We start from the raw sequence: 16,189 nt of genomic DNA, 5'->3' as shown, positions 1-16,189 counted from the left end.
GGGGGTGCGGTCAGGCCCGGTCGATGTGCACATTGGTCGACTTGACCCGTGCGGTGGCCTCCATCCCCACCTCCAGCCCCAGTTCCTCCACCGCCTCCCGGGTGAGCAGCGAGACCAGCCGGTGCGGCCCGGCCTGGATCTCCACCTGCGCGGCGACATCGCCGAGCTTGACGGCGGTGACGATGCCGGGGAACGCGTTGCGGACGGAGGTGTACGGGGTCTCCTCGTCGCCGGGCCCGGCGGTGCCTGCGGTCCCGCCCTTGGCCAGTTCCACCGAGAGCGCGGCGAGCGCCGTGCCCTCGATGAACCGCCGCCCGGCCTCGTCGCGATGGGTGGCGACCCGGCCCGCGTCCGCCCAGCGCCGGGCGGTGTCCGGGCTGACGCCGAGCAGCCGGGCGGCCTGGCCGATGGTGTAAGCGTGCATGACGGCCAAGATAGGCGACGCGCCGCCCGGTGCCGCCGGGTGTGGCCGCCGCTGCCCGGCGTGCCGGGTGTGGCCGCCGCTGCCTGGCGTGCCGGGTGTGGCCGCCGCTGCCCGGCGTGCCGGATCTCGCCGCCGCTACCCGCCGTGCCGGGTGTCGCCGCTCGCGCTGCCGCCGGTGCCCGCGCCGTGTCCGGTCAGCACCAGTTCCTTGGCCCGGCGGAACTCGTCGTCCGTGATGTCGCCCCGGGCGCGGATCTCGGACAGCTTGGCCAGCTCGTCCGCGCTGCTGGTCCCGGTGGAGCCGCCCGCGGTCTTCTTGATGTAGTCGTCGAACTGCTCCTGCTGCGCCCGCGCCTGCTCGATCTCCCGGCGGCCCATGTTCCGGCCCCGCGCGATCACGTACACCAGCACGCCGAGGAACGGCAGCACGATGCAGAGCACCAGCCAGCCCGCCTTCGCCCAGCCGCTCAGCCGGTCGTCCCGGAAGATGTCGAGGACGACCCGGAACAGCAGGATGAACCACATGATCCAGAGGAAGAACAGGAGCATGGTCCAGAAGGCGCTCAGGAGCGGATAGTCGTAGGCCAGATACATGGGTGCGCTCATCTCTCTCGGCCGGCCCCCCTTGCCCTGCTAGCCCCCCCTGCTCTCTTCTTCGGCTCTCTCTTTCGGCCCCGCTCGGGCCCTTCCGAGGGTCCGCCCGGCCGCCGCCCCGCGGGTCACCCCCCGAGGGTGATCCGGCCCCCGGGCCTGAGGACACCGGAGGTTCCCCCGGTCCCCGCTGGTGGGCCGGGGGAACCTCTGGTGAGCTGGAGGGGCACACCTGGACGGGGGACGTACGGACAGGGAGGTCCGGTCATGGCCTCGGCGACCGACTTCACCGCCGCCCTCACCCCCGCGGAGCGGGCGGCGTACGGCAAGCAGGCGCGGGGGCGGGTGTCCCGCCCGGCGCAGGCCCGGTTCACGGCGCCCCCGGACCGGTTCGACCCGATCGCGGTGATCGAGGGGCAGTCCGCCGAGCGCGTACCCGAACTGGTGCCGCTGCGCTACGGACGCATGATGGAATCGCCGTTCCGCTTCTACCGGGGCGCGGCGGCCATCATGGCGGCCGACCTGGGCACCCTCCCCGACAGCGGCCTCGGCGTCCAGCTCTGCGGCGACGCCCATCCGCTGAACTTCCGGCTGCTCGCCTCACCGGAACGCCGGCTGGTCTTCGACATCAACGACTTCGACGAGACCCTGCCGGGCCCCTTCGAGTGGGACGTCAAGCGGCTCGCCACCGGGCTGGCCATCGCCGCTCGCGCCAACGGCTACCCGGTCAAGGAGCAGAACGACCTGGTCCGGGCCTGCGTCGCCGAGTACCGGCTCCGGATGCGCGAGTTCGCCGGGATGCGCACCCTGGACATCTGGTACGCCCAGGACGACCCCGACACCGTACGGGAGCTGCTCGGCTCGTCCCTGGACGCCCGCTCGCAGCGCCGTACCCAGCAGGCCGCCCGGCGGGCCCGGACCCGGACCAGCATGAAGGCGTTCGCCAAGCTGACCACCGTCACCGCCGAGGGCCGCCGGATCGCCGCCGACCCGCCCCTGATCACCCCCCTCGACCAGCTCCTGGACGACCCGTCCGAGGAGGGCCGGGAGAAGGAGCTGCGGGGCGTGCTGGAGAGCTACGCGCGGACCCTGCCCGCCGAGCGCCGGCATCTGCTGCGCCACTACCGGCTGGTCGACATGGCCCGCAAGGTGGTCGGCGTCGGCAGCGTCGGCACCCGCTGCTGGGTGGTGCTGCTGCTGGGCCGGGACGACGACGATCCCCTGCTGCTCCAGGCGAAGGAGGCGGGACCGTCGGTGCTCGCCGAACCCCTCGGCGGCGACGGCTACGACAACCAGGGCCGCCGGGTGGTCGAGGGACAGCGGCTGATCCAGACGACCAGCGACATCTTCCTCGGCTGGACCCATGTCACCGGCCTCGACGACCGGTCCCGGGACTTCTACGTCCGCCAGCTCTGGGACTGGAAGGGCATCGCCCGCCCCGAGACCATGGACCCGCCGATGCTCACCCTGTTCGCCCGGCTGTGCGGGGCGTGCCTGGCCCGCGCCCACGCCCGCTCCGGCGACCCCATCGCCATCGGCGCCTACCTGGGCGGCGGCGACCGCTTCGACCGGGCCCTCGCCGAGTTCGCCCAGTCCTACGCCGACCGCAACGAACGGGACTTCGAGGAACTGCGGACGGCGGTACGGGAGGGGCGGGTGCGGGCGCAGCACCTGTAGGGCCGACCGGTGCCGGATCAGGATCAGCCTTCGAGCCGGATCAGCCTTCGAACAGGATCAGCCTTCGAACAGGATCAGCCTTCCGGGAGCTGGCGCAGCTCCACCACCCGCAGACCCAGCGACTGGAACCGGGACAGCAGCCCGTACAGATGCGCCTCGTCGACGACGGGCCCGAACAGCACGGTCTGGCCCAGGATCACCACATGCCGCAGCTCCGGGAAGGCGCGTGTCAGCGTGTCCGACATCAGCCCGTCGATCCGGATCTCGTAGCGCATGCCTACGATGCTGGACCGGGACGGGTGGTGCGCGGTTCACCCGATACAGGTGAGCCGGTTCCGATCGGTGGGCGGCGGGCTCAGAGCAGCCCCAGCTCGCGGGCGCGGCGCACGGCGTCGTTGCGCCGGTTCACCGCCAGCTTGCGGTAGACGCCCTTGAGGTGGGTCTTCACCGTGTTGACCGAGACACACAGGTCGGCGGCGATCTCCTGCGCCGACATCATCCCGGCCAGCCGCCGCAGCACCTCCCGCTCCCGCTCGCTCAGCTCCCCCACGGGCGGCGGCTCCCCGCTCACCCCCTCCCCGTACGGCAGCCAGCCCGCCGCCAGCTCGTCCAGCGGTTCCGTGCTGAGCAGCGGCTCGACCCAGGCCCCGGCGTCCAGGAAGGGCCGCCGCAGCCGCTCGCGCCGCCCGTCCAGCAGCGCCTGCCCCAGCAGCCGCCGGGCGGCACCGGCGTCCCCGGCCAGCTCCGCGAGCCGGGCCCGCACCAGCGCGGCCCGTACGGTCACCGCGGGCCCGGCGCGATGATCGCCCCGTACCCGCCCGACCAGGGCGGCGGCGTCGCGGGCCCGCCCGGCGGCCAGCAGCAGCCAGGCGGCCTCCACCGCGCCCAGCGGCGCCGGATGCCCGGCCGCGGCGAGCCCTTCGGCGGCTTCGGCACGGCGCGCGGCGGGCGCGCCGGCCAGCGCGAGCGCGGCACGCTGGGCGTCGATCCAGGGGGAGGGGGTGGGGGTGGTGTCCGGGGGCGTGGGGGCGACCCCTCGGGGATGCCCGCGGGCGAGCATCAGCCGGGCCCGCACGAGAGCGCGTACGGCGTCGAAGAGGGGGCCGGGGGGTGGGAGCGGGGGCGCTGGCGCGGCGGTCGCCGTAACTGCCCGCGCCGCCTCCGCCATCCCCGCTATCGCTGTCGTATCTGTCGTACCCGTCCTTTCCGTCGTTTCCGTCGTTTCATCGAGCAGTGCCTGGGCCCGGTCCAGGTCGTCCCGTTCGATGGCCACGGCGGCGAGCACCAGCGCCCCGAGGCCGGTTCCCGCGCCGACCGGGACCTTCCGCTCGGCCCGTCTGGGCCACCCGTACAGCTGGTCGATCAGTGCGAGCAGCTCCAGTGCCTCGGCCCGGGGCCCGCCGGAGGGGTCGTCGCCCGAGACGGCCCCGGCGAGCACCGCCCGCGCCTCCTCGAACCGCCCGCCCCACACATACGCGGCCCCCACCTGGACGAGCAGCAGCGCCCGCAGCTCGGGATGGCGCCCGAGCAGCGCGGAGGGTACGTCCGTACAGGCGGCGGAGAAGTCGTGCAGGGCGCGGGTGGCGAGGTCGGGATCGCCGGTGAGCCGGGCGCCGACGCCGTGCAGGAAGGCGGAGCAGACCCGGGCGCGGGGGGAGCCCTCCCCACCGGCCATCCCCTGGTCGGCGCGGGCGAGCCGGGCGAACCCGAGTCCGATGTCCCGCGCGCCGAAGGCTCGGGCGGCGTGCAGCAGCCCGGCGGAGGGGGAGGGGGAAGGCGGGGCCAGCGACCCGGAGGTTCCGTCTCCGTCCGTGGATTCCACGGTTCCCAGGGCTCCTGGAGTTCCCAAGGTTTCCTTGGTCTCCATGGCTCCCATCCCGGCGAAGAGGCGCCGCAGGCCCCCGGCGTGCAGTCCGGTGAAGTACTGCCCGAGGGCGAGGTCGTCCACGAGGGCGTCGGCGGCGAAGTCCCAGTCGCCCGCGGCGGCGGCGTGGGTGAGGGCCTCGGCGAGATCCCCGGAGCGCAGCAGCCGGTGCGCGGCCCGCCGGTGCAGCTCGGGTTCGAGCCCGGGGAGCCGTACGCGCAGATGGGCGAGGAGGATCTCCCGGAAGAGCGGGTGGAGCCGGTACCAGCCGTGCCCGAGCGGTTCCACGAAGGCGTTCTCCCGGTGCAGCCCGACCAGCAGCGGTTCGGCGTCGGAACGCCCGGTGAGGGCGTTGGCCAGCGGGGGATCGAAGCGCCGGAGGACGCTGGTGCGCAGCAGCAGGTCCTGGGCGTCGCCGGGCTGCCGCGCGAGCACCTCGGCGAGCAGGAAGTCGGCGACGGCACCGCGGTCGGCCTCGAACTCCTTGAGATAGACCTCGGGGTCGTCGGCCTCCAGCGCGGCCATGGCGCACAGCCGCAGCCCGGCGGCCCACCCCCGGGTCCGCTCCACCAGGGCGTGCACGGTGGCGGACGGCAGCCGCAGCCCGTGCAGCTCCAGCAGCAGGGCGGCCTCGTCGTCGGTGAAGGCCAGCTCGGCGCCGCGCACCTCGGTGAGCTGCCCGGCGACCCGGTACCGGTGCAGCGGCAGCAGCGGCTCGGTCCGCGCGACCAGCACCAGCCGCAGCCCGCCCCCGGCGTGCCGCAGCACGAACTCGACCTGCTCGGCGACATCGGCCCCGGTGACCCGCTCGAACTCGTCGACGACGGCCACGACACCGTCGTCCCGCGCGCGCAGTTCCTCGGCGAGCAGGGCCAGCATCCGCCGGTCGACCCGGACGGCGTCCGCGGGCACCCGCACCGCGAGGGCGACACCGGCCCGGCGCAGCGACTCCAGCAGATACGCCCAGAACTCCCCGGGCCGACGGTCCCCGCTCTCGGCGGTGAGCCAGGCCACGGGCCGGTCGAGCCCGGCGGCCCAGTCGGCGACGGCCAGCGTCTTCCCGGCACCGGCGGGCCCATTGACCAGGGTGAGCGGTGTGGCCAGCCCTTCGTCCAGGTGGCGGGCGAGGCGGTGGCGCCGGAGGGAGCGGGCGGGGCGATCGGGCACGACCATGCGGGTGAAGAGGAGGGGGTCGCGTAGCGCCTCGTCGCTGCGCTGGCCACCCGGATCTCCTAGCGACTCGTCGCGGCGCTGCGCACCCGGACTCCCGAGCGCCTCGGCGCCGTGCTGCTCGCCTGGATTCCCGAGCGCCTCGTCGCTGCCCTGCACATCCACGACGCTCACCACCCCAGCCTTCGGAGGACGGGAGGGACCTGTGGCCGTCCCGGCCAGGCTCGGTCCGCCGCCAGAACCGCCAGAACCGCCAGAACCGCCAGAACCGGCAGAGTCGGCAGAACCGGCGGGACCAGGCCGCCGTACCAGCACCGGCACCAGTACCGGCACCACGTTCCATGATCCCAGCCCGGGGGCGGGCGCGCGCGTTGCGGGCCGGGTGGGGCTGGGGGTGAGGGTGAGGGTGGGCTCGGCCGGGCTCTGGGCGGGCCGCCGGGCGTGGTGCCGAGTCTGGTGCCGCCCGTCGATTTCCCCCACCCCCCGGTGGGAGAATCCACCGCAGCGTCCAGCGTCAAGCGTCCACGCCGATGAAGCGGTCGGCGTCCCCGCAGCAGGGGAGGACGGGAGGGGAACCGGGTGCCGTCAGCATGATCAAGTGGGTGTTTCTGAGCGCCGGGCCCAGACCCGTCCCCCACCCCGTGGCCACCCCCTTGGTGTGGGCGACCGCCTTCGCGGGTGCCCTGACCCTGGTGGCGCTGCACAACGCCCTCCTGGGCCCCGACCGCCCCGGCCCCGCCCTCGCCGCGTTGTCCCTGCTGGCGGCCCTGCTCGGCGGATGGGCCCGCTTCACGGCGGCGCCGGGCACGGCGGTGCTGTGCTGGCTGTTCCTCAACGGCTTCGCGATCCCGCCCGCGGGCACCCTCACCTGGACCGCCCCGAGGGACACCCTGTGGCTGGCCTGTCTGCTGACGGCGGCGCTGGTGGGCACGGTGGTGGCGAGGGTGGTGCACGCGAGGGCGGCGTACCGGCGGGTGACGATGGGCGGAACTCCGTACCCGTAGCCGTAGCCGCGCCACCACGCCAACTGCGATAGCGGCGATAGCCGCGACAACCACAACAAATAAAACGATCAAGCCGGTAGCGGCCGAGCCCATCGGCGACGCTGCCGTCCTCCGGTGTGCCCTGAAGATCCCAGGCCGGTCGCGGGACGTCCGCCCCGAGAAAGACGGCCCGCCTGGCGAACCTCAGACGGCCGAAAAACCCTCACCCTCCCCTCGGGCACCCCTCTCCCACCCCCTTTCTTGTCACACTGACAGGAACTAAGTATCGTTGCTGCCATGCAAGTTGATGTGTGGTCACCGACACCTGTGCTCCTGACGGTCGATCTCGTGATCCTGACGCTGCGGGAGGGCCGGCTGTGCGTGCTGCTCGTGGAGCGGGGCGAAGATCCCTTTCAGGGCATGCCGGCGCTGCCCGGCGGATTCCTCAATCACGACGGCGAGGAGATCCTGGACGCCGCCCATCGCGAGCTGAGCGAGGAGACCGCCCTGTCCGCGGGGAGGGTGCATCTCGAACAGCTGGCCACCTATGGGGCGTCGGGGCGTGACCCGCGGGGGCGAGTGGTGTCCGTGGCGCATCTGGCGATCGCGCCGGGACTGCCCGAACCGGTCGCGGGAAGCGATGCCGCGGCGGCGGCGTGGGTCCCGGCGGAGGACGTCGTGTCCGGCCGGATGGAACTGGCCTTCGATCACCGCCGAATTGTGCTGGACGGAATCGAGCGCGCACGCACCAAGCTCGAATTCTCGGCGCTGGCCACGGCGTTCTGCGGAGAATTCTTCACCATCGCCGAGTTGCAGCAGGTGTACGAGGCGGTGTGGGGCACCGAACTCGACACCCGCAATTTCTACCGGAAAATCCAGGCCGTAAAGGGATTCATCGTCCCCGCGGGCTCGGTGCGCCGGGTCACGGGCGGTCGACCGGCCCGGCTGTACCGGGCAGGACCGAACACGGTGCTGATCCCCCAGCTGATCAGACCGGTGCCGTCCGGGACGGAAACGAACAGGGACGTGACCGAGGAATTAGATATGCAGGAGGAGAGGGAATAGATGTCGACAGACCCGGTGGTGATTCTCACCGCCCTCAATCTTGAGTACCAGGCAGTCCGCCGGAAACTGGCCCGTCCGCAGGCGCACCGTCATGAGCGGGGGACACGGTTCGAGGTGGGAACGGTGAACGGCACCTCTTGCCGGCTCGTGCTCGGTCTGACGAACAAAGGGAATCACTCCGCGGCGGTGATCGCCGAGCGGGCGATACAGGAGTTCTCCCCGTTGGCCGTGCTGTTCGTCGGGGTCGCCGGTGCCCTCTGGGACACCGCCAGGCTGGGCGACGTGGTGATGGCGACGCATGTGTACGCCTACCACGGTGGGACCAGCGAGGACGACGGGCTCAAGGCCCGTCCCCGGGTATGGGAGGCGCCGCACGGCATCAGCCAGCTCGCCTCGCATCTGGCACGCATGGACGATTGGGCGGACGACCTCCCCGGTCGGGGTCGCGCGCCGCAGGTGCGTTTCGGCGCGATCGCCGCCGGCGAGATCGTGCAGAACTCGCGGATGTCGGCCGAGGCGCGATGGATTAGGCAGCACTACAACGACGCGCTCGCGATCGAGATGGAGGCCGCGGGTGTGGCCCAGGCCGGCCATCTCAACGGGGCACCGGTGGCCGTCGTTCGAGGCATCAGCGACCGCGCGGACGGTACGAAGACCGGCGCGAGGGACCGCAACTGGCAGCCGCGGGCCGCGGCGAACGCGGCGGCGTTCGCCACGCGCCTGGCCGTGGAGCTGGCGGCGGAACGTGAGCAGGCAGTGATGTCCGAGGCCACAGCACAGGCCGCACCCCGGACGGACGGGCCCCGTAGGTCGGCGGACGGCCGGAGGGAGCGGATCAGCAACACCGCCCGCCACAGCACCGTCGGCATCATGGCCGGTTCGGTCGAGGGAAGCAGCGTCCATGTGCAGGCGTACCCGACGACGACGGACCCGACGGACCCGACGGACTTGGCGGTGAACGAGGCCGTGAACGTGGCCGCGGATGTGATCGCGGATGTGATCGCGAACCTGGTCGCGGGCCTGGACGAGTTCCGCGACCAGGTGAAGCGGTACCACGGCGAGGGGGCTCTCGACGAGGACACCTACCGGGAGGCGCTGGCCGAGCTGGGCTTCGCCCGCCGGGCGGCCAGGGAGAACATCCCCGACTCGGCCAGGAGGGCGACCATGGCGCTTAAGAGGTTACGAGGTCTGGTCGCGGAGTCTCCCGAGTTGGTGGCCGGGCTGGCACCGATGGTCGTCGCGGCGGGTGAACTGTCATGACCGACGGCAGCAGAAGGAAGCGGGTACCGGTGGCCAGTTCGGCCGCGTACGACTCCACCGTCGGCATCCAGGCCGAGACCGTGCACAACTCCAGCGTCTACATCGTCCAGCCGGACGCCACCCCACAGGAGCAGTACAAGGTCGGCGTGAAATCCCTTCAGGACGGCATTCCCAGCCGCGCCCGCGATGTGTTCAATGACGTGATCGCCCGCGGATACGACAACGCGGAGGTCCGTTTCCACTGGGTGCTCGCCCTGCTCAGCACCCGTGCCTTCCACGAGCTGAGCCGGGAGGAGACCAAGCAGCTTCACCACGTCGCCGCGCACCTCGGGGAGTACGCCGAGGGGGAGTGGAAGGACGCCCTGCGCGCCGTCTTCGAGCTGCTGCGGTTGCCCAGCACCGCGGACGGCGAACCGGACCGCGTACTGAAACGGCTGCGGGCCCTGCCGCCCGGCCACCGCGACGCGATCATCCGCCACTTGGACCTCATCCTCACCGGCGGCCTGAAGGACAGCCTGTGGGCGGAGAACCGCGAACGCGCCGAGGCGGATCGCTTCGCCAACGACCGGACACAGCGGGTCTGGGCCTACTTCGAACTCGACCCCGCCGAACCACGCGCTCTGCCACCCGGTCAGAGCACCGCTGCCGCCGCCCGGGAGGTGCTCCCGCTCTGGGCCACACTCTTCGCCGCCACCACCGGGATCCTCTGGATCTTCGCGCTGCTCGCCAACCCGGCCATGGCCGTGCTCGAGCTGACGGTGGCGCTGGCGGCGGTCCCGACCGCGGCCTACTTCGGCCGCCAGTGGTGGTACCAGGATCGCTGGCTGAAGACCAGGAGCCGCGCGTCCCAGGCGGACGGTCACGCCACTGCCGGGGACGGGTTCACCAACAGTGTCCATCAAGCGTTCCACCACTGCTTCAGCACCCAAGTGCCCCCCGGATGCGCCCCCGACCTCTGGCTCCACCAGACGGCCCGCATCCGCTTCGACCTCGTCGGCGAGGTCGCGTTTCTCTACCGCGCGAGCCGCATCCATGTGGACCAGGTCGGCTGGCTGATCCGCCACCTCACCGAGGATGCCCTGGACCGCTATGGCAAGGGCACTCTGTTCAAGCAACGCCACCGGAGCGAGCTGCCCATGGGGACACGGACGTTGTGTGTGATCGTCCTGGTGGCGCTCGGTACCGTGATCAGTGCCCTGCTCCGAACAGCGGCTTCGGGGGCCGGAGAGGCGTACGCAGTGCTCGCCGTCCTGGCCGCCGCGGGTGCGGTCTGCTTCGGCTACCTGGCCGGACGCTCCTGGCTGGAGGCATGGGGCGAGGACCACCGACTGGCCACGGAAACCCAGGCGTACGTGGAAGAGTTGGCCGCCCGTCGAGCCGCGTACGCCACTTGGAAGAACTTCCTGGACGGCAAACGGCCCAGCGAGCAGGAAATGGAGTCCTGGCTCACCTGCGACAAGACGCTGCTCGTCGACGAGGCACTCCGCCACTACGAGCTCACCTGGCGCGACCCGATCGCCTACACCATCCTGATGACGCCCGCACGCCCCTACAAACGGGGCCGGGTACGGAACGGTCCCTGGCGTTACTCGCGTTACACCTTCCGCCTCTTCCTGGTCACACAGGACGGCATGCGTGAAATCAGTACGGATTACGATTTCGCCGACGCGAGAAGCGAGAGCGAACGTCGGAGCAACTACCGTTTCGACGCCCTGTCCTCCGTACAGGTCGCCGAACATGCCCAGGTGGGCTACGACCTGGAACTCATCCTCACCAACGGACCGGCCAGGATCATTCGGGTCAAGGACGCCGACACCCATCAACTGGCCCCGGACGAGAACGCACAGGAAATCGCCGAGATCAACCGCGATGCGGCCGGCTTCGTCCACACCTTCCGCCTTCTGGAAGGAATCGCAGCGGACGGAAAGGGCTGGATCGAACGGAACATCCCGCACACCCCGCCCCCCTTCCTGACCACCGACTGAGCCCCACCCCCCTCAAAGGGGGCGGGCGGACAACCGGCTCCCCCGAATCCCCGAATCCCCGAAACCCCGGAGCCACGAAGCCCGAGAACCGGCCCGCCCCCTTACCCTCCCCTCCCCCTCCCCCCAACCCACCCGCCACCGGGGAACCGACCTGAGGAATGGCCATGGCCGCCACAGACGACGTCACCGAGAGCAAACTGCTGCTGGCCGAGTACGACCGCATCAAGGAGGAGCAGAAGACCCGGATCGGATTCCGCGACAACCTGCTCTACTTCACCCTCGCCGCGTCCGTGGCAGTCCTGACGATCACCATCCAGAGCAACCAGGCCCGAATACTGCTCGCCGTCCCGGTGATCTGCCTGGTCCTGGGCTGGACCTATCTGGCCAACGACGAGAAGATCTCGGCGGTCGGCTCCTACATACGCGACCAGCTGGGCCCCCGCCTGGCCGAACTCAGCGGCGCCCACGGCACCGTCTTCGGCTGGGAGGAGTACCACCGCGTCGGCAGGGGCCGCACCTCGCGCAAACGACTGCAGACCGCCGTGGATCTCTTCACCTACCTTGCCCTGCCCATGATCTGCATGACCGCGTTCTGGTGCTCGGGTCCCCCCGTCCAGCCCCTCCTGGTGATCGCCTCCCTGGCACAGACCCTTGCCCTGGCCGTACTGGCCTGGCAGTTCCTGTACCGCCGGGAGCGGTGAGTCCGGTCCGTTCCCCCTCCATAGCGAGCGCCGAGGCCCGTCCGGCCAGGTGCGGTCGCCCGCGATCACCGGGGCTACGCACTGCCCCACCAGTACGACCGAAATCCCAGCTCAGGGACACACATCAACCAGTACGGCGGCCGCCGCTCGCCCCGCCTTCCCGCATGCCGTGCAGCGACATCAGCAGAAGCCCGGCACCTCGCTCGGCGTCTCCGAGGGGGACACGGCCCCACCGGCACGGCGTTGAAGGACTACCAGCCCCCGCCCTCCCCCCCCGCCGCATCAAGATCACCATCCCTCCCCCCCCGGGACCGATCAACCCACCCAGAAACCACGCGAGGGTTCGCGCCGCGACGGCATGGCACCCCCTTCCGAGCATGCGAACCGCGTCACACCGTCCGACCGAGGACCGGGTTCCGTCTGAGTACAGATACTCAGGCGTGATGGTGGCCGATACGGATGGGGCACGTGATGCGGGGGCGCTACGGTACGCCCTGGCCACCACAGCGCCACCGTCGCGGGTTCGTATTCACCAGGCGACGCACGACCAGGACACGGGGAGGGATCGCGCATGGCGTGGGAGGAATGGGAACAGCTCAAGGCCGTAGCCACCGAACGGCACACCACTCAAATGCGGCTCAACCAACTGCCCGCCGACCAAGGCTCCGCCGGTTCTGGTGGCAGTGGCGGCGGTGTCCTCAGACTGAGGTCCGACAAAGCGGCGTGGACCAAGGCGGGGGAGGACGTCCGGTCCTTACGGGAGGACCTCGACAAGACGTGGGCGAAGATGGAGTCGTGCCAGACGGGCCTCGGGAAGGAATCCGGGTGCCTTGCCTCGGCAGCACAACAGGACGTCTATGAATCCTGGAAGCGCTACGTCAGGGACGTGGGCGGGGTGTGCGACGGGCTTGCCGGGGTGTTGGAGAAGGCGGGCAACGACCAGTTACGGACCGATGAGGCGATCAAGGGCGAGATCGCCGGGCTCCGGACCGACCACTACGAGGACACGCCCGTCGGCGGCCAGGCCAAGGGCCGGTGACCTGGACCCATGGACCATCTGACGCTCAAGGCCCTCAAGCCGACCGAGTACGCGGAGGCGGCGGACGGGTACCGCGCGATCAGCGGTATGGCCGACGCGGCCATGGACCGTATCGACAAGCAGATCACCGCCGCCGTGGAGAAGGCCAACGAGGGTGAGGCCGCGGACGCGGCACTCAAGCAACTACGGATGCTCTCGGAGAACTTCCGGTACACCCGGGTCGAGTGCGGCCTGATCACCGGAGCCCTCGACGGGTTCTCGTCCGAGATCACCGCCCCCAAGCGACGCCTGGCCGAGGCCCTGGACGACGCGGCGGCCCTGGCGTACACCGTCAACGCGGACGGCACCATCACGTATCCCAGCGGCGGTGCGAATGAGCTCACCGGTGAGTCGATTCCCGGTGGCACGGTCCTGGGCAACAACGGGCTGATCCCTGGCAACAACACAGGATTTCAATCACCGGGGCTGGTGCCGAGCAGCCCTCAGCTCAAGAACCCGAACCCGCACCACGCCAAAGCTGTGGACATCGCCGACCGCATCGCCCATGCCGTCCGGGAGGCCCGGGAGATCGACGATCGTTACAGCCAGGCGCTGAACAAGCTCAAGGCGGCGCCAGGGCTGAACGTCGACGCGAAGACCTGGGCGGACGTCGCATCCGATGTCGACGCTGTGAGTTCTGCGGCCATTGAGTACCTTCAGAGCCGTATCCCGCTGGACGAGTCACCCGCCGACCGCAAAGAGTGGTGGGACAGCCTCAGTGACGAGGAACGTGACGAGTACAAGACGGCCTTCCCGGAAGTCATCGGCAACTTGGACGGCATCCCGGCAACGGTTCGGGACGAGGTGAACCGGGAGCACATCCGCCTCCTCATCGCACAGTTGGAGGGTGAGCGCGACGCGGCGTCCAAGGAAAAAGTCGAAGGACTGAAGGGCATCCAGAACAAGCTCAACGTGGGAAGTCAGCCACCCATGTACCTTCTGGGGATCGGTCTCGAAGGGAATGGTAGGGCGATCGTCGCCTTTGGGAATCCTGATACCTCGAAGAACGTCTCGGCATACGTGCCCGGCTTGGGCACCAAACTCAACGCAGAATTTGCCGACGGCACGGTGGAGCGCGCCTTCAATACGGCCCAGGGCGCACAGAAATTCGATCCATCTTCATCGGCGATCGTATGGCTCGGCTACGATGCGCCTCAATCGATCGATGTAATGACTACGGTCGACGCCGAGCGCGGCGCCCCCACCTACAACAGTTTCATGAGTGGGATTTCGGCAACCAATGAGAATGCTGATCCTCATGTCACCGCCATCGGGCATTCCTACGGCTCTCGGTTGGTAGGGGCCGCCACTCAGGAGGCAGGAGGGATTCCAGGGGTCGATGACATCATTCTTGTCGGAAGTCCCGGGGTCGGCGTTGACAAGGCGGAGGATCTCGGTGTGGGCAAGGATCGCGTCTGGGTCGGAGCGGCCGAGAACGACATCGTCACCAAGCTCCCGTCGTCAGCGGAAGCTGCGGTGGGAGCGATAGGGTTCCTCGGGGGCGGGCCGCTCGGTGCGTACCTCGGAGGAGATATCGCTGACCAGGGGGATGACGACATCTGGTTCGGTAAGGATCCGGCAAGTCGATCGTTCGGCGCCAATAGATTCGAAACACTGCCCGGACCGGAGCTCGTTCAACCCTCCTTTCCAGATGTGCTGAACTCGAAGATAGATATCGAGGCCCACAGTAATTACTTCTCACCAGAGGATGGGAAAGACAAGATTTCCGCACAGAACATCGCGGCCATTGTCGCAGGCCAGCCGGAATACGTTATCAGGGAGACGCCGCGATGATGAGAAGATGCGCAGTGGCCGCGGCGCTGGCGCTGCTTCTGACCGGATGCAGCGTTTCCGATTCCCCGTCCTCAAACAGGGAAAGTCAATCGAAAATGAACCTGCAAGAGGCCGCCGACAGAGCAGACACGATGCTGGACGAGGCGTTCGCTGCCATCAAGCCCCCAGTGCAGTGGACTCACCTGTACTCCATGCCGGGTGACTGCTACGTGGACCGCGATCGTTCCGTCATGACGGTCATCTCCGCGGAACGACGCGGAGCCTTCCTCGGCGTGCTGGAACGCCACTGGAAGAGCAAGGGCTACGAACTCGTCGCCACGAGTCCGAACGGTCTGACAGCCCACTTCAGAACACAGGACGGCTTCCAACTCGAAGTCCTCATCGCACCCAATGGTCAGGCCCACCTGAGCATCACCACCCCGTGTGTCGACAAGTCCGATGTCGCTCAGCCGACCAGCACACCGAACGGCCCTGACTACTCTGGGCAGGAATTGCCAGCTCCGAACGTGGAGTCGACGTTCTGGTCGAGCGACGCGTCGATCACGAGCTGAGGCGCGTGTCCGGAAGCCGAGGAGTCGGTGGGATCCCCAGCCGGGGGAGCCCCCAGAGAGCCGAGCTCGGATACGGCAGCACTCTCCCGGAGTGGCCGATCGCCGCTCCCCAGATCCCCGGCATCAGACAGGCACTCGTCGGCAACTGACCCCGGACGGCCGGGGATCGACCGGGCAACGGACCCGGAAACAACGAAGGGTGAGCTGGGGAGCTCGGCGAGCCGGGTGACAGCGGGCGAGCGGCGGCCGACGTGCCTCGGAGACGAAGCCGAGCGGGGCCTGCGTCGTCCACGACGCACCGGGTCCCGGACGGGGTGTGGGACGTGCCAGCCAGCCTGCTCCAGCAGCGCAAGCTGGTCTGGACGTCCGTGTTGGCCGGGAGGTTTGCTCAGCCTCACCGGACGGCCGAGGGCTGCCGCAGCGGCCAGCAGCGGAAGTGCGGCGTTCTTGGAAGCGTCGACGGTCACGGTGCCGGTGAGGGGTGGTCCGGGGCGTACGGCGATCACCTCGGCGGCAGCGCCGGGGGCCTGGGAGGTTTTCATCAGCAACTCCTCTGCGGGGGAACGGGGAAAGTGATCTTCTGGTGGGCGTTGGTGGGCAGGGCGAATTCGGCCCAGCAGCGCTTCCCGTCCGCCGTCGGCTCGACGCCGTACCGGTCAGCGAGAGCAGCGACGAGGAACAGACCTCGGCCGCTCTCGCCATACAGATCCGGGAGACCCGATTGGGGCAGCAGGGGGCAGGCGTCGCCGACCTCGATCCGTAAGCGGCCCCGGCGAGTCGCACGGTCACGGAGACCAGGTCGACGCCCGCGTGCTGGACCGCATTGGTGACGAACTCGCCGATCACAAGCTCGGCGGTGTGCACCACACCGGTGCCGAGTCCAGCGTCCCAGCCCTCTATCGCCTCGACGGCCCGGTGCCGGGCGGCGGTGACCGCACTCGGCGTGGCGGGTACGGAGAGAGCGAACCGGCGCGCTGTCACGAACTGCCTCCTGGATTGGTGCGGCTGCTCTACGCAACCGCTCCGGAGGCACACGGGCAGACACT

Annotated in this window: 13 protein-coding genes and 1 pseudogene; 9 read left to right on the top strand and 5 right to left on the bottom strand. The window is 69.9% G+C overall.

Annotated features, from left to right (window positions below):
* Positions 1 to 10: 10 nt before the first annotated feature.
* Positions 11 to 424, bottom strand: a complete 414-nt coding sequence (locus ABZX40_RS35320) for a helix-turn-helix transcriptional regulator (RefSeq protein WP_355747316.1) — start codon at positions 422 to 424, stop codon at positions 11 to 13.
* 135 nt (positions 425 to 559) lie between these two features.
* Positions 560 to 1,030: an SHOCT domain-containing protein gene (locus tag ABZX40_RS35315; protein WP_355747313.1), complete on the bottom strand. Its 471-nt coding sequence runs from the start codon at positions 1,028 to 1,030 to the stop codon at positions 560 to 562.
* Between the two features lie 252 nt (positions 1,031 to 1,282).
* Between ABZX40_RS35315 and ABZX40_RS35310 the strand changes: the two genes are divergently transcribed.
* The gene (locus tag ABZX40_RS35310; RefSeq protein WP_355747310.1) at positions 1,283 to 2,692 is read left to right on the top strand and encodes a DUF2252 domain-containing protein; all 1,410 of its coding nucleotides are present in this window, start codon (positions 1,283 to 1,285) and stop codon (positions 2,690 to 2,692) included.
* Positions 2,693 to 2,766: 74 nt separating this feature from the next.
* On the opposite strand, the gene ABZX40_RS35305 is transcribed toward ABZX40_RS35310, so the two are convergent.
* Entirely contained in the window at positions 2,767 to 2,967 is a 201-nt protein-coding gene (locus ABZX40_RS35305; RefSeq protein WP_355747307.1) for a hypothetical protein, read from the bottom strand.
* Positions 2,968 to 3,047: 80 nt separating this feature from the next.
* A complete protein-coding gene (locus ABZX40_RS35300) occupies positions 3,048 to 5,900 on the bottom strand; it encodes a LuxR C-terminal-related transcriptional regulator (protein ID WP_355747304.1) in 2,853 nt (950 codons plus the stop codon).
* A 416-nt stretch (positions 5,901 to 6,316) separates the two neighbouring features.
* Here ABZX40_RS35300 and ABZX40_RS35295 point away from each other — a divergent pair, with 416 nt between their 5' ends.
* The 8 genes from ABZX40_RS35295 to ABZX40_RS35260 all read left to right on the top strand — a co-directional run bounded on the left by ABZX40_RS35295 (position 6,317) and on the right by ABZX40_RS35260 (position 15,143).
* Complete coding sequence (locus ABZX40_RS35295; RefSeq protein WP_355747302.1) at positions 6,317 to 6,730, top strand: hypothetical protein; 414 nt, start codon at positions 6,317 to 6,319, stop codon at positions 6,728 to 6,730.
* A gap of 276 nt (positions 6,731 to 7,006) precedes the next feature.
* Positions 7,007 to 7,774 (top strand): NUDIX domain-containing protein, encoded by a 768-nt coding sequence (locus ABZX40_RS35290; protein WP_355747300.1) that lies wholly within the window; start codon positions 7,007 to 7,009, stop codon positions 7,772 to 7,774.
* Positions 7,775 to 9,034 (top strand): 5'-methylthioadenosine/S-adenosylhomocysteine nucleosidase, encoded by a 1,260-nt coding sequence (locus ABZX40_RS35285; RefSeq protein WP_355747297.1) that lies wholly within the window; start codon positions 7,775 to 7,777, stop codon positions 9,032 to 9,034. It begins immediately after the preceding gene.
* 29 nt (positions 9,035 to 9,063) lie between these two features.
* Positions 9,064 to 11,019 (top strand): hypothetical protein, encoded by a 1,956-nt coding sequence (locus tag ABZX40_RS35280; protein ID WP_356009171.1) that lies wholly within the window; start codon positions 9,064 to 9,066, stop codon positions 11,017 to 11,019.
* A gap of 158 nt (positions 11,020 to 11,177) precedes the next feature.
* Entirely contained in the window at positions 11,178 to 11,720 is a 543-nt protein-coding gene (locus ABZX40_RS35275; RefSeq protein WP_355747291.1) for a hypothetical protein, read from the top strand.
* Positions 11,721 to 12,291: 571 nt separating this feature from the next.
* A complete protein-coding gene (locus ABZX40_RS35270; RefSeq protein ID WP_355747289.1) occupies positions 12,292 to 12,759 on the top strand; it encodes a hypothetical protein in 468 nt (155 codons plus the stop codon).
* A 9-nt stretch (positions 12,760 to 12,768) separates the two neighbouring features.
* On the top strand, positions 12,769 to 14,592 hold the full coding sequence (locus ABZX40_RS35265; protein ID WP_355747286.1) for an alpha/beta hydrolase: 1,824 nt from the start codon (positions 12,769 to 12,771) through the stop codon (positions 14,590 to 14,592).
* 14 nt (positions 14,593 to 14,606) lie between these two features.
* Positions 14,607 to 15,143: a hypothetical protein gene (locus ABZX40_RS35260; RefSeq protein ID WP_355747284.1), complete on the top strand. Its 537-nt coding sequence runs from the start codon at positions 14,607 to 14,609 to the stop codon at positions 15,141 to 15,143.
* Between the two features lie 299 nt (positions 15,144 to 15,442).
* Here the strand turns inward: ABZX40_RS35260 and ABZX40_RS35255 are convergent.
* Positions 15,443 to 15,685: pseudogene (locus ABZX40_RS35255) on the bottom strand (UDP-N-acetylglucosamine 1-carboxyvinyltransferase); the annotation flags it as partial.
* Between the last annotated feature and the right edge of the window lie 504 nt (positions 15,686 to 16,189).

Source organism: Streptomyces sp. NPDC004610 (assembly GCF_040609715.1).
Lineage (GTDB): Bacteria > Actinomycetota > Actinomycetes > Streptomycetales > Streptomycetaceae > Streptomyces.
The sequence above is the reverse complement of the archived record's forward strand: the minus strand, read 5'-3'. Positions and strand labels throughout refer to the sequence as shown.